Origin of the sequence: Streptomyces sp. CoH27, assembly GCF_020181035.1 — a bacterium.
In the GTDB taxonomy this organism is placed as follows: domain Bacteria; phylum Actinomycetota; class Actinomycetes; order Streptomycetales; family Streptomycetaceae; genus Streptomyces; species Streptomyces camelliae.
In genome coordinates, this window is sequence record NZ_JAIQYY010000029.1 from 48,025 (window position 1) to 63,331 (window position 15,307).

The following is a 15,307-nucleotide window of genomic DNA, read 5'->3' on the forward strand; positions in this document are numbered from 1 at the left end:
CCTCATCCGCCACCCCCCTTTCCTCATACGGACCCATCCCACTCGGACAGGAGCGCACGCATGCTCCAGCACGGCAACGAAGCCGGGCCCCCGGCCACGACGTCACGCCGGCGTCTTCTCACCGCGGCGGCCGGCGCCGGCGCGGCCCTCGCCGCCACGCCTCTGCTCACCGGCTGCGGCACGGCCCAGGCCAAGGGCGGCAACCTCCAGTTCTGGAACTTCTACGGCCCCCAGCGTTCACCCGACCCGGCGATCAACGCGCAGTCCAAGTGGTTCGTGGACATGGTCGCGAAGTGGAACGCCACCCACAAGGCGCAGATCGACCTCGTCTACCTGCCGCAGCCCACGTACCTCAACGGCTTCAAGCTCCCGTCCGCCTTCGCCACCGGCGAGGGACCGGACATCTTCCTGCTCTCGCCCGGCGACTTCCTGCGGTACTACAACGGCGGCGTCCTCGCCGACCTCACCCCGCACATGGACAAGGCCGCCATCGACGACTACGGCTCCGCGCTCGACAGCCGGAAGGTCGACGGCAAGGTCTACGCCCTCCCCATGGAGATCGAGCCGCTGGCCATGTTCTACGCGCAGGACGTGTGGGAGAAGGCCGGCCTGTCCGAGGCCGACATCCCCACCACCTGGGACCAGATGCTCGACATCGGTGACAAGCTGCGCACCAAGTCCAGGGCGGGCCTGGTCTTCGAGACCCAGCCCGGTTACTACCAGAACTTCACCTGGTACCCGTGGATGTGGCAGGGCGGCGGCGATGTCATGGACCACCAGGGCAAGGTCGTCTTCGACTCCAAGGCCACCCGCCAGGCCTTCGGGCTGTGGCAGGACGCCGTACGCCACGGCATCGCCCCGCGCACCGTGCCCGCCGCTGACGATGTGATCGGTGGCTTCAAGGGCGGCAACGTCGCGATGTGGCAGCAGGGCGTCTGGAACGTCTCCAGCTTCAAGGCGTTCGCCCCCGAGTACCGCTACGGCGTCTTCAAGCTGCCCGTCCCGGCGGGCGGCACGTACGTCACCACCCTCGGCGGCTGGTCCTTCTGCGCCAACGCCCAGGGCCGCAACCCGGAAGCCGCGGCCGAGTTCTGCGTCTGGGCGCTCGGGTCCATGAAGGACGACTCGATCAACCGGATGGTCGACTGGTGCGTGGGCGCCAAGTCCGACGTGGCGCCGCGCGCCAGCGCCCTGGAGCGGGGCGCGGCCAAGGGCGGCTACGACTCCGAGATCATGAAGAAGTTCAAGGACGAGATCTTCCCCGGCGGACGCGCCGAGCCGCGCTACCCCCCGGTCGTCTACAAGGCGATCTCCGACGCCATCCAGCGCACCATGCTCGCCGGCCGCGGCGTGGCCGGCGAGGCGGAGCGAGCCGCACAGTCCATCGCTGCCTACACCAAGAGCTACAAGGGGGCGAGCCTGATATGAGCAGCGTCGCCGCACCACAGAGCCGGCGGACCGCCGCCCCGGCCGGGACACCCGCCTCCGCGAGCACACCGAGACTCAGCCGCAAGCACCGCGAATGGCTGGCCGCGGGCCTCTTCCTCGCCCCCGACGTGCTCGGTCTCCTCGTCTTCGTCGCCATCCCGATGGTGCTCTCCATCGGCCTGAGCTTCTTCCAGGTCAGCGGCTTCGGCTCGTACCAGTGGATCGGGCTCGGCAACTACCGGCGGATGATGCACGACCCGCTGTTCTGGGACTCGATGAAGATCACCGGCGAGTACGTGGTGATCCTCGTGCCCGTCCTGTTCTGCGTGAGCCTCGGCCTCGGCCTGCTGGTGAAGCAGAAGCTGCCGGGCATCGGCGTCTACCGCACCGCGCTCTTCCTGCCGTACGTGATCAGCCTCGTGGTGGTCGGCGTGCTGTGGAAGTTCCTGCTCGACGACCAGACAGGGGCGGTCAACCGGGCCATGCGGGCCGCGGGTTTCGACGGCAAGTCCTGGCTCGGCAGCCCCTCCCTGGCCCTCGGCTGTGTCATCGCCATCATGGTCTGGGTGATGATGGGCTACTACATGATCATCTTCCTGGCGGGGCTCCAGGAGATCCCCAAGGAGTTCTACGAGGCCGCGAAGCTGGACGGCGCGGGCCCGTGGACCACCTTCCGCACCATCACCTGGCCGCTGCTGCGCCCGACCAGCTTCTTCGTCCTGCTGATGTCGACGGTCGCCGCCATCACCGGCGGGCTCGACCTGATCTTCGTCCTGACCAACGGCGGCCCCGCCAACGGCACGTCGCTGGCGATCTTCTACATCTACCAGCAGGCCTTCGGATTCGGCGAGTTCGGCTACGCGTCGGCCATGGGTTCGTTCCTGGTGCTGATCATGGTCGTGATCTCCGCCGTGATCTTCAAGTTCACGAGAGGCGGGAGGTTCGACGATGGCGAGTGACGCCCTGACGACCCGGGCGGGCCGGCGACGGCCCCTCTCCCAGCGCGGGGGACTCACGGCCCTGGCCGTCGTCCTGTCACTGATCAGCATCTTCCCCGTGCTGTGGATGGTCACGTCGTCCTTCAAGACCCGGGCCACCGTCACCGACGGAAACCTGATCCCGAAGGACTTCACCTTCGACAACTTCGTCTACGTCTTCACCGAGGTCCCCTTCGCCCGCTACCTCTGGAACAGCTTCTTCATCTCCGCGGTGATCACCGTGGCGGCCCTGTTCTTCCACTCCATGGCCGCCTACGCGCTCGCGCGGCTGCGTTTCCCGGGCCGTGGGAAGCTGTTCGGCGCGATCTTCGCGACCCTGCTGGTCACGGCCCCCGTCGTGCTGATCCCGCTGTTCCTGGTCGCCCGCGAGCTGGGCCTGCTCAACAGCTACGCCGGCCTGATCATCCCGGCCGTCTTCAACGCCTTCGGCATCTTCCTGCTGCGCCAGTTCTACCTGGGACTGCCCAGGGAACTGGAGGAGGCGGCGATCGTCGACGGCTGCGGCCACTGGCGGGTGTACTGGAACATCGTCCTGCCGATGTCCCGCCCCATCCTCTCCGCCCTGGCGATCTTCTTCTTCCTCGCCAACTGGAACGCCTTCGTCTGGCCGCTGGTCGCCACCAACGACCAGTCGCTGACGGTGGTCCAGCTCGGCATCGCCTCCTTCCAGAACCAGTACACCTCCAACTGGAACTACATCCTGGCGGCGGCCACGGTCGCGGCACTGCCCATGCTGGCGCTGTTCTTCGTGTTCCAGCGGCAGATCGTGGAGTCGATCAAGACATCCGGGCTGAAGTAGTCCCGGCCCGTGAAAAGGGGCGCGGTGCCGGCCACTCGACCGGTACCGCGCCCCCTCGCGCGCTGTGCGTGCCGCTCCGGCTCACGGCCCGGCGGTGCTCTCCCGCACCTGCAGCTTGGTGCGCAGCACCACCGTCTGCAGCGGCGACGGCTTGCCCTCGATGCGCTGCAGCAGCAGGTCGGCCGCCGAACGGCCCAACTCGTACGAAGGCAGTTCCACGGTGGTCAGGGAGGGGCGTACCAGCGACGCCCACGGCACGTCTCCGAAGGACAGCACACCGATGGCCGGCGGCGTGCGCCCGACCTCGCGGAGCGCCTCCAGGACGCCGATGGTCATGAGGTTGTTGGCGACGAACACGGCGTCCGGCGGCTCGGGCAGCGCCAGCAGTTCACGCATCGCGGCCCGGCCGCCCTCGACCCGGAAGTCGGCGTGCCGTACGTAGGCATCGCCGGCCGGAGCGGCAGCGGGTGCGGAACGCAGCGCCGCGCGGTACCCGGCCAGGCGTTCCTCGGAGGTGGACGCGCCCTGCGGGCCGGTGATGCAGGCGATCCGGCGGTAGCCCGCCGCCAGCAGGTGACGGGTGGCCGCCTCGCCGCCGTGCTGGTTGTCCACCTGCACCGCGTCCACCTCAGCCTCGTGCGGCCGGCGGTCCACGGCGACCACGGGCACGCCCCGGGCGAGCAGCGGTTTCAGGTCCGTCTCGTCCTGCGAGGCCGCCGCCACGATCACGCCGGCCATCTGCTCGCCGAGGGCGACCTCAAGGTAGCGGCGCTCCTTGTCGGTGTCCTCGTCGGAATTGCACAGGACCACCGAGAGGCTGGTGCGCTGCGCGGCGTCCTCCACCCCGCGGGCGAGCGACGTGAAGAACGGGTTCTCGATGTCCGGGATGATCAGCGCGATCACGCTGGAGCGCTGTTTGCGCAGCGACCGGGCGACCCTGTTGGGAGCGAAGCCGAGGGCCTCGGCGGCCTGCTGGACGGACCGGGCGCGCTCCGGCGTCACCTTGCCGCCGTTGAAGACACGCGAGACCGTCGCGGGGGAAACCCCGGCGGCTCGCGCCACGTCATGGATCGTCACCACCAGCGTGCGCATCCTTTCAGCGTGTGTGGGACCAGCGTACCCTGCACCTGAAAAGGATTTCACCAGCGATGTGAACGGAAAGCCGACGGACACGGACTCCGCCCCGGCATCCGCTGGCTATGCTGCCGGCGAAGCGCTCAGTGAAGTGCTCAGCGAAGCGCTCAAACGAACAACAGGGTGCAAGGGGGCCATCAGCATGCGCGAGCCGGTCGATCTCAGGCGGCAGCGGATCCTCGCCGCGGTGCAGTCCCGTGGCGCGATCCGGGTCAGCGATCTCGCCGCGGAGCTGGCGGTGTCGGTGGTGACCGTCCGGCGCGATGTGGAGGAACTGGCCCGCGAGGGCAAGCTGCGCCGCGGCCACGGCGTGGCCCGCCCGGTGCTGCCCGAGGCCGAGCGGGCCGCCGTACCCGCGCCGCCCTCGGCCGACGGCGGTCCGGTCGCGGTCGTGGTGCCCGAGCGCCACGCGTACCTGTACGAGGCGCTGCACGGCGCCCGGAGCGTGTTCGAAGAGGCCGGGATCCGTGTCGTGCTGCACATCGCGCCGGCCGTCCCGGGCGCCGAACAGCCGCTTGTGGAGCGGGCGTTGGCGGACGGCGCGCGCGGCCTGCTGATCGCTCCCCGCTGGCGCAGCCGCACCACGGAGGAGGCGGACTACGTCTGGCTGTCGCGCCTGGACGTGCCCGCGGTGGTGATGGAGCGCAGGCCGCGGCGCGGCAGCGCGCTGCACGCCGTGGACACCGTCTGTACGGACCACTGGTACGGCGTCCATCTCGCCGTCGAGCACCTCACGGCGCTGGGTCACCGGCGCATCGTGCTCGCCGCACGCGACGACAGCCCGACGGCGCGTGCCGTCCGTGCCGCGTTCACCGAGATCGCGGCGGACCACCCGGACGTCGACAAGTGGGCCGTGGCGCTCAGTTCGCCCGGCGCGGTGCCCGACCGGGCGGCGACTGCGCAGACGCCGGTCGAGCTGCCCTCGCTGATGGCCGGGCTGGGCGCGACGGCCGCCGTGCTGCACGGCGACGTGGACGCTCTGATGCTGGTGCAGTCGCTGCGCGACAACGGTGTGCGGGTTCCGGAGGACTGCTCCGTGATCGCGTACGACGACGTCGTCGCGGCACTCGGCAGCACGCCCCTGACCGCCGTGTCCCCGCCGAAGGCGGACGTCGGCCGTGCGGCCGCGGAACTGCTGCTGCGCCGGCTCGACCCGCGGGATCCCGGAGGGGCCACGGCACCCGTGCGGCGGTTGGAGCTGCTGCCGGTGCTGAAGATCCGCGGTTCGACACAGGCGGCGGACACGCTGCCGATCTCGGACTCAACTTCCGTATAGCAATGAGCGTTTGACCGTTTTATTTTCTTCTGAGTGATCTATTGACCAGGTTCATTCAGTCGATCAGTATTCCCGTGACTCGCACCCATGAGAGCCGCAGGAGCCGCGGGAGGCACCCATGCCTGGTCGACAGAGCCGTCGGTCCGTGCTCGCCGCGATCTCCGTCCTGTACACCCTGCTGCCGGTGGTGTGGCTGCTGCTCGCCGCGTCGAAGTCCCGCGACGCCCTGTTCAGCAGCAGCATCCTGTCCTTCAGGGACTTCTCCCTCGTCCAGAACACCAAGAACCTGTTCACCATGGACGGCGGACTGTACGGGCGCTGGTACGCCAACAGCCTGCGCTATGCCGTTCTGGGCGCGGCGCTCGGCGCGCTGATCAGCGTCGCCTGCGGGTACGCCTTCGACAAGTACCGCTTCCGGCACAAGGAGAAGCTGTTCGGCCTCGTGCTGGCGGCCGTCATGGTGCCGCAGACGGTGCTCGCGCTGCCGCTGTACCTCATCGCCTCCCAGACCGGAGTCGTGAACACTTTCTGGTCGGTGTTCGTCCCCGTCCTGTTCAACCCGTTCGGCGTGTACCTGGGCCGCATCTTCGCCCAGGGCTATGTGCCCGACGAGGTCCTGGAAGCGGCGCGTGTCGACGGCGCCGGCGAGCTGACGACCTGCGTCCGCGTGTCGCTGCGCATGCTGGGCCCCGGCCTGGTCACGGTCTTCCTCTTCCAGCTGACGGCGATCTGGAACAACTTCTTCCTGCCGATGGTGATGCTGTCCAACCAGGACCTGTATCCCGTGAGCCTGGGTCTGTACCAGTGGAACAGCCAGGCGACCGTCTCACCCGAGTACTACCCGGTGGTGATCATGGGCTCGCTTCTCGCGGTCCTCCCGCTCATCCTCGCGTTCGCCCTCCTCCAGCGGTGCTGGCGCTCCGGCCTGACGGCGGGGGCGGTCAAGTGACCAGGCTCAGCGCGGCGCTGGCCATGTCGCCCGCGGCGGCGGCAGCCGTCTTCACCCCGCGGTCGCTGGCCGCGCTCGCGGACGTGTGCGACCTGGCGCCGCTGCCGGTCCTGGACGACCTGACGAGCGTACGCGCGAAGGCCGTACTCGCCGATGTCGAGCTGCTCGTCACCGGCTGGGGGTGCCCGCGGCTCGACGCGGACGTCCTCGCGGCGGCGCCCCGGCTGAGGGCCGTGGTGCACGCGGCCGGTTCGGTGCGCGGGCACATCACCGATGCCTGCTGGGAGCGGGGTGTGGAAGTGTCGTCGGCGGCCGCGGCCAACGCGCTGCCGGTCGCCGAGTACACGCTCGCCATGATCCTGCTGCACGGAAAGCACGTGCTGGAGCGGGCCCGCGACTTCCGGCGGACCCGTGAACGCGCCGACTGGCTGCTGACCCCGCACGAGGTGGGCAACTACCGCCGCACGGTGGGCATCCTCTCCGCCTCCCTGATCGGCCGCCGGGTCATCGAGCTGCTGCGCTCCTTCGACCACGAGGTGCTGCTGCACGACCCGTGCGTCACCGGGGCCGAGGCCGCGGAGCTGGGCGTGGAGTGGGTGGGTCTGCCCGAACTCTTCGGCTGCAGCGACCTGTTGAGCATCCACACGCCGCTGCTGCCCGCCACCCACGGGCTCGTCGGCCGGGAACTGCTGGACGCGATGCGGCCGGGAGCCGTGCTGATCAACACCTCGCGCGGCGCGGTCGTCGACCAGGACGCGCTCACCGACGTGGTGCGCGCGGGCCGCATCCGGGCGGTGCTCGACGTGACGGACCCCGAAGTCCTGCCCGCCGACCACCCGTTGTGGGACTGCCCGAACGCTCTGATCACCCCGCACCTCGCCGGTTCCCAGGGCAACGAGTGGGAGCGGCTCGCCGACACGGCCGTCGGCGAGGTGGCCCGGTGGGCCGAGGGCGACGGTTTCGCCCATTCCGTACGACGCGAGAGGCTGGCGTTCCTGGCATGAGCATTCCCTTCGAACTGCCCGCTGAGAACCGGGAGTCGAGCCCGCACACCGGCTACACCCGTGCCCACTGGGAGGCCGTCGCCGACGGGCTGCTCGGCGCCGCCTGGCGCTGGGCGACCCCCGGCGGCGCCCTGCTCGATCTGCCGGGCCGCCCTTCCGGGTCCGGCGTCCGCTCGGACGGCCTGGAGGGCTACGCCCGCACGTTCCTGGCGGCCGGCTTCCGTATCGCCGGCGCCGGCGGCAAGGACCCGCACGGCTGGCTGGAGCGCTACGCGAGCGGCCTCGCGGCGGGCACCCGCACACCCGGCCGGGACGACGCCGAGTCGTGGCCGCTGATCCTCGACCACCATGTGCAGGGTCAGCCGATGGTCGAGTCGGCGTCGGTGGCGCTCGGCCTCACCCTGACCCGGCCGTGGCTGTGGGACCGGCTCGACGGCGACGTACAGGACCGGGCCGAGACCTGGCTGCGCGGCGCCCTCACGCACACCCCCGCGCCGAACAACTGGTACCTCTTCCCGTTCATGGTGGCGTCGTTCCTGGAGGCGGCCGGCCGCGGCGACACGGCGACGGAGCGGGCCATGGAGCGGGCGCTCGACCTGATGGAGACCTGGTACCGGGGCGACGGCTGGTACGCGGACGGCGACGGGCGGGCCTTCGACCACTACAACGGGTGGGCGCTGCACCTGTATCCGCTGCTCCACGCCCATCTGTCGGGCGACACGGCGCTGTCGGACCGGTTCGGGCCGCGGCTGCGCGAGCATCTGGAGGGCTTCTCGCTCCTCTTCGGCGCCGACGGGGCGCCGATCCACTTCGGGCGTTCGCTGACCTACCGGTTCGCGGCGTCGGCGGCGGTCGGCATGGGGGCCGTCACGGGGCACACACCCTTGTCCCCGGGCACGTCACGCCGCCTGATCAGCGCAAATCTGCGCTACTTCCTCGACCGGGGCGCGGTGACGGACGACGGCCTTCTCAGCCTGGGGTGGCACGGCCCGCACATCGCCACGCTCCAGTCCTACTCCGGCCCCGCGTCCCCGTACTGGGCGTCGAAGGCCTTCGTGGCGCTGCTCGCGCCCGAGAACGACCCGCTGTGGACGGCGACCGAGGAACCGACGCCGAGCGAGGGCCCCGACCGGGTTCTCGCGCTGCCTGCACCCGGGCTGCTCGTGCAGTCGACCGGGGCCGACGGGATCGTGCGCCTGCACAACCACGGCAGTGACCATGTCCGGCCGCACGAGGGCGAGTCGGCGGCGCAGGACGACCCGCTGTACGGCCGCCAGGCGTACTCCACGCACACCGGCCCCACATCGCGGGCCAATGTCGCGGACAACCATCTGTCCGTGGAGGTCGGCGGCATCGCGAGCGTGCGGCGGCGCATCCATCCGCTGGGTGGGGGACAGGGCGACGGATGGGGCTGGGCGGCGTCCTGGCACCGGCCGGTGTTCGTTTCCGGGCCGCCGATGGTGCCGGGGCTGCGCGTCGAGAGCGTGACGGTGGCGCGCGGGCGCCACGAGCTGCGGATCCACCGGGTGGTCGGGGCACCGCACGGGGCGCGGGTCACCCTCACCGGGTGGGCCACGCAGATGCTTCGCTCCGAGTTGGCGGGACTGCACGGCTGGGGTGAGGCGGACCAGGTGCGGGCGCCCGAGGGCACGGCCTACGAGCCGTGGGTACGGATGCCCCGGCTCTCGGCGCGGGTCCGGGGGACCGCGGTGCTCGTCGCGCTGGCCAGCCTGGGCGCCGATGCCGATGCACCGCCGCTCGCCGCCGCCGTGACCGAGCTGACCTGGGTGGACGGGGAGCTGCGCGTCCACTGGGCGGACGGGCCGCGGACCGTCGTGACCTTCGAGCCGCTTCGGGTGAGGACGGCGTAGACACTCACGGAGCCGACTGGTCCCGACCTGGGGTATTGACGCGCCCTTCGCCGGGTGCCACTGTTACCGGCACATAGACATCAGATGTCTGACGTCAGATGTAGTGACCGAACGAAGAGGAATCCGCCATGTCGCTCTCGGACGACCTTGCCGAGCAGCTGCTCACCGCGATCATCGACGGGCAGTATCCGCCGGATGCCGTCCTCCCGCCCGAGGGAGAGCTCTCGGAGCAGAGCGGGGTCAGCCGCCTGACCGTCCGCGAGGCGGTGAAGCAGCTGCGGGCGCAGAACGTGGTGAGGGTGGTGCGCGGCCGCGGCACCTATGTCAACCCGCCGGACCGGTGGACCGCCCTGGAACCGGTGGTGCGGGCGGCTTCGCGCACCGCGAGCGGCGCCCTGTCGGAACGGTTGATCGAGGCACGTCGGCTCATCGAGAACGGCGCGTGCGAGCTGGCCGCCTCCCGCCGCACCGAAGAGGACCTGGACGTGCTGCGTCAGCACCTCGCGCTCATGCGTGAGGCCGCCGAGGCGGGCGACACCGAGCAGTTCGTGCAGGCCGACATCGACTTCCACGACACGGTGATGAGGGCGACGGGCAATCTGTTCGTCCCGCTGCTCTTCGAGCCGTTCGGCCCGCTGCTCGTCGAGGGGCGCCGGGAGACCTCGGCCGTCCCCGAGATCCGCGCGAACGCCATCGCCCACCACGAGGCGGTGCTCGCCGCGCTGGAGACCGGCAACCCCGAGGCCGCCCGAGCCGCCATGGACGGCCACATGAACCAGACCGCCGACGATCTGCGCACCCACGTGATCAAGCGCGGCCGCGACTGACGATCCTCCGCTCAACTCCCCGACAGACACCAGGAATTCGCCATGTCCCTACCCCTCCATGCCCAGCCGGGGCCCGTTCCCGAGGCCGTGGTGCTGGAAGGGCTGCCCCCGGTCCGCGAGGCAAGCGCCGCCGAGGTGGCCGCCCGTATCTCCGGCGGTCCCCGTCTCGTCGTCCTCGACGACGATCCGACCGGTACCCAGACGGTCGCCGACGTCCCGGTCCTGACCTCCTGGACGGTGGAGGACCTGCGCTGGGCACTGCGCCAGGACAGCACCGCCTTCTTCGTCCTCACCAACACCCGCAGCCTGTCGCCCGAGGACGCCGCCGCCCGCAACCGTGAGGTGGTCCGGGCTCTGCACACGGCGGCGACCGCCGAGGGCACCGGTTATGTCCTGGCCAGCCGCGGCGACTCGACCCTGCGCGGGCACTTCCCGCTGGAGACCGATGTCCTCGCCGAGGAGCTGACCGAGCTGGGCGCCGGCGCTCCGGACGGTGTGGTGCTGGTCCCCGCCTACATCGAGGCGGGCCGGCTGACCGTCGGCTCCCGCCACTGGATGCGCACGGCCGACGGACTGCTGCCGGTCGGCGAGAGCGAGTTCGCCCGTGACGCCACCTTCGGCTATCGCAGCTCCTCGCTGCCGGAGTGGGTCGAGGAGAAGACGGCCGGGCGGGTCAGGGCCGACGAGGTGCTGCGCATCACGCTCGACGACCTCAGGGGCGGTGGCCCGGCACACGTGGCGCGGCTGCTGTCCGCGCTGCACGGCGGCCGTACGGCCGTGGTGGACGCGGTGTGCGACGACGATCTGCGAGTGCTGGCCCTCGCCCTCGCGGAGGCGGAGGAGAACGGCGCGCGGCTGCTGTACCGGGTCGGGCCGTCCTTCGTCCGGGCCCGCGCCGGACAGGCCGGCCGGGCCCCGCTCACCCCGGCGGAACTGCGCCGGCTGCGCGGGGACGCACCGCACGGCCTGATCGCCGTAGGATCCCATGTCTCCCTGACGACACGGCAGTTGGACCGGCTGCGCGAGCGCGGCGGGATCGCCGAGTACGAACTCGACGTGGCGCTCCTGCTCGACGAGGAACGGCGTGACGCCCACATCGCCGAGATCGCGGCCGCGGCCGCCGGCGCACTGGACGCCACGGACGCCGTGATCCGCACCTCGCGCACACTCGTGACGGGGGCCGACGCCGACGACAGCCTGGCGATCTCCCGCCGGGTCTCCGCCGCGCTCGTGGAGGCCGTGCGCCGGGTCAACGCCACCCGGCGACCCGCCTTCGTCGTCGCCAAGGGCGGCATCACCTCCAGCGACACCGCCACCCACGGCCTGCGGATCGGCCGTGCCTGGGCCCGGGGCACGCTGCTGCCCGGGATCGTCTCGCTCTGGGAGCCCGTGGACGGCCCCGCCGCCGGTATCCCCTACGTCGTCTTCGCCGGAAACGTCGGCGACGCCGACGCCCTCGCCGACGCCCTCGACCTGCTCCGGAGCCTCTGATGCTGCTGCACGGAACCGACGTCCTGAAGGAGGCCGCGGCCGCGGGTCACGCGGTGCCCGGGTTCGTCGCCTACAACCTGGAGACCGTCCAGGGCATCACGGCCGCCGCCGAGGCCTGCGGACGACCCGTCCTGATCCAGGCGGGCTCCAGTCCCTTCACGCACGCCGGGCGCGAGGCCCTGATGCGACTGGCGCTGGACGCCGCCGCACACTCCACCGCCCGCCTCGGTGTGCACCTCGACCACAGCAGGGACCTGGACGAGATCACGGCCTGCCTGGAGGCCGGCTACACCTCCGTCATGGTGGACGGCTCCCACCTGCCGTTCACCGAGAACGTCGCTCTGACGAAGGAGGCGGTGCGGCGGGCCCGCGACCACGGGGCCTGGGTGGAGGCCGAGCTCGGCGCCCTGCCCGGCGACGAGGACGTCTCCACCGACGCCGTCGCCCAGGCCACGGCGATGACGGATCCGGACCAGGCGGCCGAGTTCGCGGCGGCCACGGGCGTGGACGCACTCGCCGTCGCCGTCGGCAACGTCCACGGCTTCACCGAGAACCCGGTCCGCCTCGACCTGGCGCGGCTGGCCGCGATCCACCAGGCCGTACCGGTCCCGCTCGTCCTGCACGGCGCCAGCGGACTGCCCGTCGAGGAACTGCACGGCGCTCTCACGCGTGGTGTCGCCAAGGTCAACGTCAACGCCGAACTGCGCCGCGCCTACCTGGAGGCGGTCCGCACCACCCTCCCGGCCGCCCTGCCCGGTTCCGACGCGGTCTCCCTGTGGGCGTCGGGCCGCGACGCGGTCCGGGACGCCGCTCTGGAGGTCATCGGCCGCCTCACCCCCGGCGCCGAGACCGCAAACGCCTGACCTCGGCCCGGCCCCGCCGACGACGAACCGCACAGCGCCCCGCTCCGGGTTCCGCTGGCGAGCGCCGCAGCAGCTCCGCCTACCGCCCGAGATCGTCGTACGGCGGCCCGCCGCACAGCTCCCCTCCAGCGAGCCGCCGCTGACGCCGCGGGCTCCTGCGCCATCCCCGCGCACGAGCCGCGTCCCCCATATCCCCTGCTCCGCTGCCGGCACCTCTTCCCGGCAGTGGGCCGCCCTTCCCCTCTCTCCTCACTTCTCCCCAGGAGGACGAAGATGTCTCCGCACCCCCGTCCCCACACGGCCGTCGTAGGCCTGGGTGCCATGGGACTCCCCATGGCGCGCCGTCTGGCCGCCGAACTGCCCGTCTCCGTCTACGACATCGCCGCCGACCGCCGAGCCGGCCTGACCACCATGGGCGCCCGCGATGCCGCGTCCCCGGCCGAGGCCGTCCGTGACGCCGACGTCGTCGTACTCGCCGTACGCGACCAGGCCCAGGTCGAGGGCGCGCTGTTCGGCGAGAACGGCGCCGCCGAAGCCCTCCGCCCCGGTACGGCGGTGATCCTCACCAGCACGGTCGGGCCCGAGGCGGCCCGCCGCACCGCCGCTCGGCTCGCCGTACGTGGGGTGCTGACCGTGGACGCTCCGGTCAGCGGTGGCCCGGTGCGGGCCGGCAACGGTGATCTGCTGATCGTCGTCGGCGCCGAGGAGGTGGCGCTGAAGGCGGCCCGCCCGGTCCTCGACCTGCTCGCCTCGACACTCACGGTCGTCGGCCCGCGCCCCGGCGACGGACAGGCGATGAAGGCCGTCAACCAGCTGCTGGCAGGCGTGCACATCGCGGCCGCGGCCGAGGCGATCGCGCTCGCCCGTGGCCTCGGGCTCGACCCGGGCGCGGTCGTGGACAGCCTCAAGCACGGCGCCGCCGGCTCCTTCATGTTCGCCGACCGCGGGCCCCGCATGGTCCAGACCTACGACGACGGCCCCGAGCCCGAGGTCAAGTCACGGCTCGACATCTTCGTCAAGGACATGGGCATCGTCACCGGCATCGCCAAGGACGCCCACGTCCCCGTGCCCCTGGCCGCCGCGGCCGAACAGCTCTACCTGCTCGGCGAGCGCGCCGGGCTCGGCGCCCGCGACGACTCCTCCGTCGTCACCGTCCTGTCTCCCAAGTCCCCGGAAGGAGAGGGACGATGAGCCACACCACCCTGCTGGTCATCGCGGCCGCCGGTGTCGCGACCCTGCTCCTGCTCATCCTGAGAGCCAAGGTCCAGCCCTTCGTCGCCCTCGTCGTCGTCAGCATCGGCGTCGCGCTGGCCGCGGGTGTGCCCGCCGCCGACCTGGTGAAGACCATCGAAGAGGGCATGGGCGCCACCCTGGGCCACATCGCCACGATCATCGCACTGGGCGCGATGATCGGCCGGATCATCGAAGTCTCCGGCGGCGCCCACGCGTTCGCGTACTCCCTCATCGAGAGGTTCGGCTCCCGCCGGACCCCGCTGGCGCTGGCCGTCGCCGGGTTCGTCCTGGGCATCCCCGTCTTCTTCGAGGTGGGCCTGATCATCCTGATGCCGATCGCGTACGGCGTGGCCCGCGCCTCCCGCAAGCCACTGCTGGTGTACGCGCTGCCGATGGGCGCCGCGATGCTCACCGTCCACGCCTTTCTGCCGCCGCACCCGGGAGCCGTCGCGGTCGCCGAGGCGATCGGCGCCAGCCAGGGCCTGATGCTGCTGATGGGCATCCCCCTCACGGCCGTCGTCGTCCTGTTCGGCTACCTCGTCTCCCGTCGTCTCACCCGCCGCGCACACCCGATGGATCCGGCGGTGTACGCCGAGGTGTACGGCGCTCCGGACACCGATGGGGGCACGTCCAGCGCCGTGGAGGCACCCGACGGCACGCCGAACAGCCCGACGCCGGGCGAAGGCGGCCGGGGCGCCGCCGTGCTGACCAGGCCCGCCATCCAGGGCACCGATGTCCGGCCGCCGTCCTTCGGCATGGTCCTGACGCTGATCGTCACCCCGATCCTGCTGATCCTCCTCGGCACCATCGGCGAGAACACCCTCCCCGCGGGCAACACTCTCCGCGCCGTACTCACTGTCCTCGGCGCCCCGATGGTGGCACTGCTCATCGATGTCACCCTGTGCGGCTACTTCCTGGGCGCCCGCCGCGGCTGGAACCGCGCACGCATCTCCGAGGTCATGGGCTCCGCACTGCCGCCCGTCGCGATGGTGATCCTGGTCGCGGGCGCGGGCGGTGTCTTCGGCAAGGTCCTGGTCGCCAGTGGCATCGGCGGTGCGATCGCCGACGTCCTGGAGAGGACCGGCCTGCCGGTGCTGCTGCTGGCCTTCCTCACGTCCCTCGCCCTGCGGGCCGCCCAGGGGTCGGCGACCGTCGCCCTCGTCACCACCGCCGGCATCCTCACCCCGCTGCTGCACCGCGCCGATCTGTCCACGGCGCAACTGTCCCTGGTGGCCCTGGCGATGGGCGCGGGCGCCCTGGCGCTGTCCCACATCAACGACGCCGGGTACTGGATGTTCACCAAGCTCGCCGGCCTCGATGTGGCGACGGGGCTGCGCACCTGGACCGTACTGACGACAGTCATGGGATGCGCGGGCTTCGCCTTGACCACCGTGCTGTGGCCCCTGGTCTGACCCGGCGCACGGTGGTGGGGGG

General features: G+C 71.4%; 13 protein-coding genes. 12 read left to right on the plus strand and 1 reads right to left on the minus strand.

What is annotated here, in order from left to right; all coding sequences use genetic code 11:
- Positions 1 to 60: 60 nt before the first annotated feature.
- The 3 genes from LE548_RS36780 to LE548_RS36790 are packed head-to-tail and all read left to right on the plus strand — an operon-like array spanning position 61 to position 3,225.
- Positions 61 to 1,428 (plus strand): sugar ABC transporter substrate-binding protein, encoded by a 1,368-nt coding sequence (locus LE548_RS36780; RefSeq protein ID WP_225101383.1) that lies wholly within the window; start codon positions 61 to 63, stop codon positions 1,426 to 1,428.
- Positions 1,425 to 2,387 (plus strand): carbohydrate ABC transporter permease, encoded by a 963-nt coding sequence (locus LE548_RS36785; protein ID WP_225101384.1) that lies wholly within the window; start codon positions 1,425 to 1,427, stop codon positions 2,385 to 2,387. The genes LE548_RS36780 and LE548_RS36785 overlap by 4 nt, the downstream gene beginning before the upstream one ends.
- Positions 2,377 to 3,225: a carbohydrate ABC transporter permease gene (locus tag LE548_RS36790; protein WP_225101385.1), complete on the plus strand. Its 849-nt coding sequence runs from the start codon at positions 2,377 to 2,379 to the stop codon at positions 3,223 to 3,225. The genes LE548_RS36785 and LE548_RS36790 overlap by 11 nt, the downstream gene beginning before the upstream one ends.
- Positions 3,226 to 3,306: 81 nt before the next feature.
- On the opposite strand, the gene LE548_RS36795 is transcribed toward LE548_RS36790, so the two are convergent.
- On the minus strand, positions 3,307 to 4,317 hold the full coding sequence (locus LE548_RS36795) for a LacI family DNA-binding transcriptional regulator (RefSeq protein ID WP_225101386.1): 1,011 nt from the start codon (positions 4,315 to 4,317) through the stop codon (positions 3,307 to 3,309).
- Positions 4,318 to 4,501: 184 nt separating this feature from the next.
- Between LE548_RS36795 and LE548_RS36800 the strand changes: the two genes are divergently transcribed.
- The 9 genes from LE548_RS36800 (at position 4,502) to LE548_RS36840 (ending at position 15,285) form a co-directional block, all read left to right on the plus strand.
- Positions 4,502 to 5,635 (plus strand): substrate-binding domain-containing protein, encoded by a 1,134-nt coding sequence (locus tag LE548_RS36800; protein WP_225101387.1) that lies wholly within the window; start codon positions 4,502 to 4,504, stop codon positions 5,633 to 5,635.
- A gap of 118 nt (positions 5,636 to 5,753) precedes the next feature.
- On the plus strand, positions 5,754 to 6,584 hold the full coding sequence (locus tag LE548_RS36805) for a carbohydrate ABC transporter permease (protein ID WP_225101388.1): 831 nt from the start codon (positions 5,754 to 5,756) through the stop codon (positions 6,582 to 6,584).
- A 23-nt stretch (positions 6,585 to 6,607) separates the two neighbouring features.
- Positions 6,608 to 7,588, plus strand: a complete 981-nt coding sequence (locus tag LE548_RS36810; RefSeq protein WP_225101417.1) for a hydroxyacid dehydrogenase — start codon at positions 6,608 to 6,610, stop codon at positions 7,586 to 7,588.
- A complete protein-coding gene (locus tag LE548_RS36815) occupies positions 7,585 to 9,459 on the plus strand; it encodes a DUF2264 domain-containing protein (protein ID WP_225101389.1) in 1,875 nt (624 codons plus the stop codon). The genes LE548_RS36810 and LE548_RS36815 overlap by 4 nt, the downstream gene beginning before the upstream one ends.
- 128 nt (positions 9,460 to 9,587) lie before the next feature.
- Entirely contained in the window at positions 9,588 to 10,286 is a 699-nt protein-coding gene (locus tag LE548_RS36820) for a FadR/GntR family transcriptional regulator (RefSeq protein WP_225101390.1), read from the plus strand.
- 42 nt (positions 10,287 to 10,328) lie between these two features.
- Complete coding sequence (locus LE548_RS36825) at positions 10,329 to 11,777, plus strand: four-carbon acid sugar kinase family protein (RefSeq protein WP_225101391.1); 1,449 nt, start codon at positions 10,329 to 10,331, stop codon at positions 11,775 to 11,777.
- Positions 11,777 to 12,640, plus strand: coding sequence for a class II fructose-bisphosphate aldolase (locus tag LE548_RS36830; RefSeq protein ID WP_225101392.1), 864 nt, complete (start codon positions 11,777 to 11,779; stop codon positions 12,638 to 12,640). The genes LE548_RS36825 and LE548_RS36830 overlap by 1 nt, the downstream gene beginning before the upstream one ends.
- Positions 12,641 to 12,913: 273 nt before the next feature.
- Positions 12,914 to 13,831, plus strand: a complete 918-nt coding sequence (locus LE548_RS36835; protein ID WP_225101393.1) for an NAD(P)-dependent oxidoreductase — start codon at positions 12,914 to 12,916, stop codon at positions 13,829 to 13,831.
- A complete protein-coding gene (locus LE548_RS36840; protein WP_225101394.1) occupies positions 13,828 to 15,285 on the plus strand; it encodes an SLC13 family permease in 1,458 nt (485 codons plus the stop codon). Before LE548_RS36835 ends, LE548_RS36840 begins: the two co-directional genes overlap by 4 nt.
- The last annotated feature ends 22 nt before the right edge of the window (positions 15,286 to 15,307 follow it).

Bases quoted from the DNA above. Each gene is read 5' to 3' on its own strand.
- LE548_RS36835 (WP_225101393.1), top strand. From the start codon at position 12,914: ATGTCTCCGCACCCCCGTCCCCACACGGCCGTCGTAGGCCTGGGTGCC.
- LE548_RS36815 (WP_225101389.1), top strand. From the start codon at position 7,585: ATGAGCATTCCCTTCGAACTGCCCGCTGAGAACCGGGAGTCGAGCCCG.
- LE548_RS36840 (WP_225101394.1), top strand. From the start codon at position 13,828: ATGAGCCACACCACCCTGCTGGTCATCGCGGCCGCCGGTGTCGCGACC.
- LE548_RS36785 (WP_225101384.1), top strand. From the start codon at position 1,425: ATGAGCAGCGTCGCCGCACCACAGAGCCGGCGGACCGCCGCCCCGGCC.
- LE548_RS36780 (WP_225101383.1), top strand. From the start codon at position 61: ATGCTCCAGCACGGCAACGAAGCCGGGCCCCCGGCCACGACGTCACGC.
- LE548_RS36830 (WP_225101392.1), top strand. From the start codon at position 11,777: ATGCTGCTGCACGGAACCGACGTCCTGAAGGAGGCCGCGGCCGCGGGT.
- LE548_RS36810 (WP_225101417.1), top strand. From the start codon at position 6,608: ATGTCGCCCGCGGCGGCGGCAGCCGTCTTCACCCCGCGGTCGCTGGCC.
- LE548_RS36820 (WP_225101390.1), top strand. From the start codon at position 9,588: ATGTCGCTCTCGGACGACCTTGCCGAGCAGCTGCTCACCGCGATCATC.
- LE548_RS36800 (WP_225101387.1), top strand. From the start codon at position 4,502: ATGCGCGAGCCGGTCGATCTCAGGCGGCAGCGGATCCTCGCCGCGGTG.
- LE548_RS36795 (WP_225101386.1), bottom strand. From the start codon at position 4,317: ATGCGCACGCTGGTGGTGACGATCCATGACGTGGCGCGAGCCGCCGGG.
- LE548_RS36825 (WP_225101391.1), top strand. From the start codon at position 10,329: ATGTCCCTACCCCTCCATGCCCAGCCGGGGCCCGTTCCCGAGGCCGTG.
- LE548_RS36790 (WP_225101385.1), top strand. From the start codon at position 2,377: ATGGCGAGTGACGCCCTGACGACCCGGGCGGGCCGGCGACGGCCCCTC.
- LE548_RS36805 (WP_225101388.1), top strand. From the start codon at position 5,754: ATGCCTGGTCGACAGAGCCGTCGGTCCGTGCTCGCCGCGATCTCCGTC.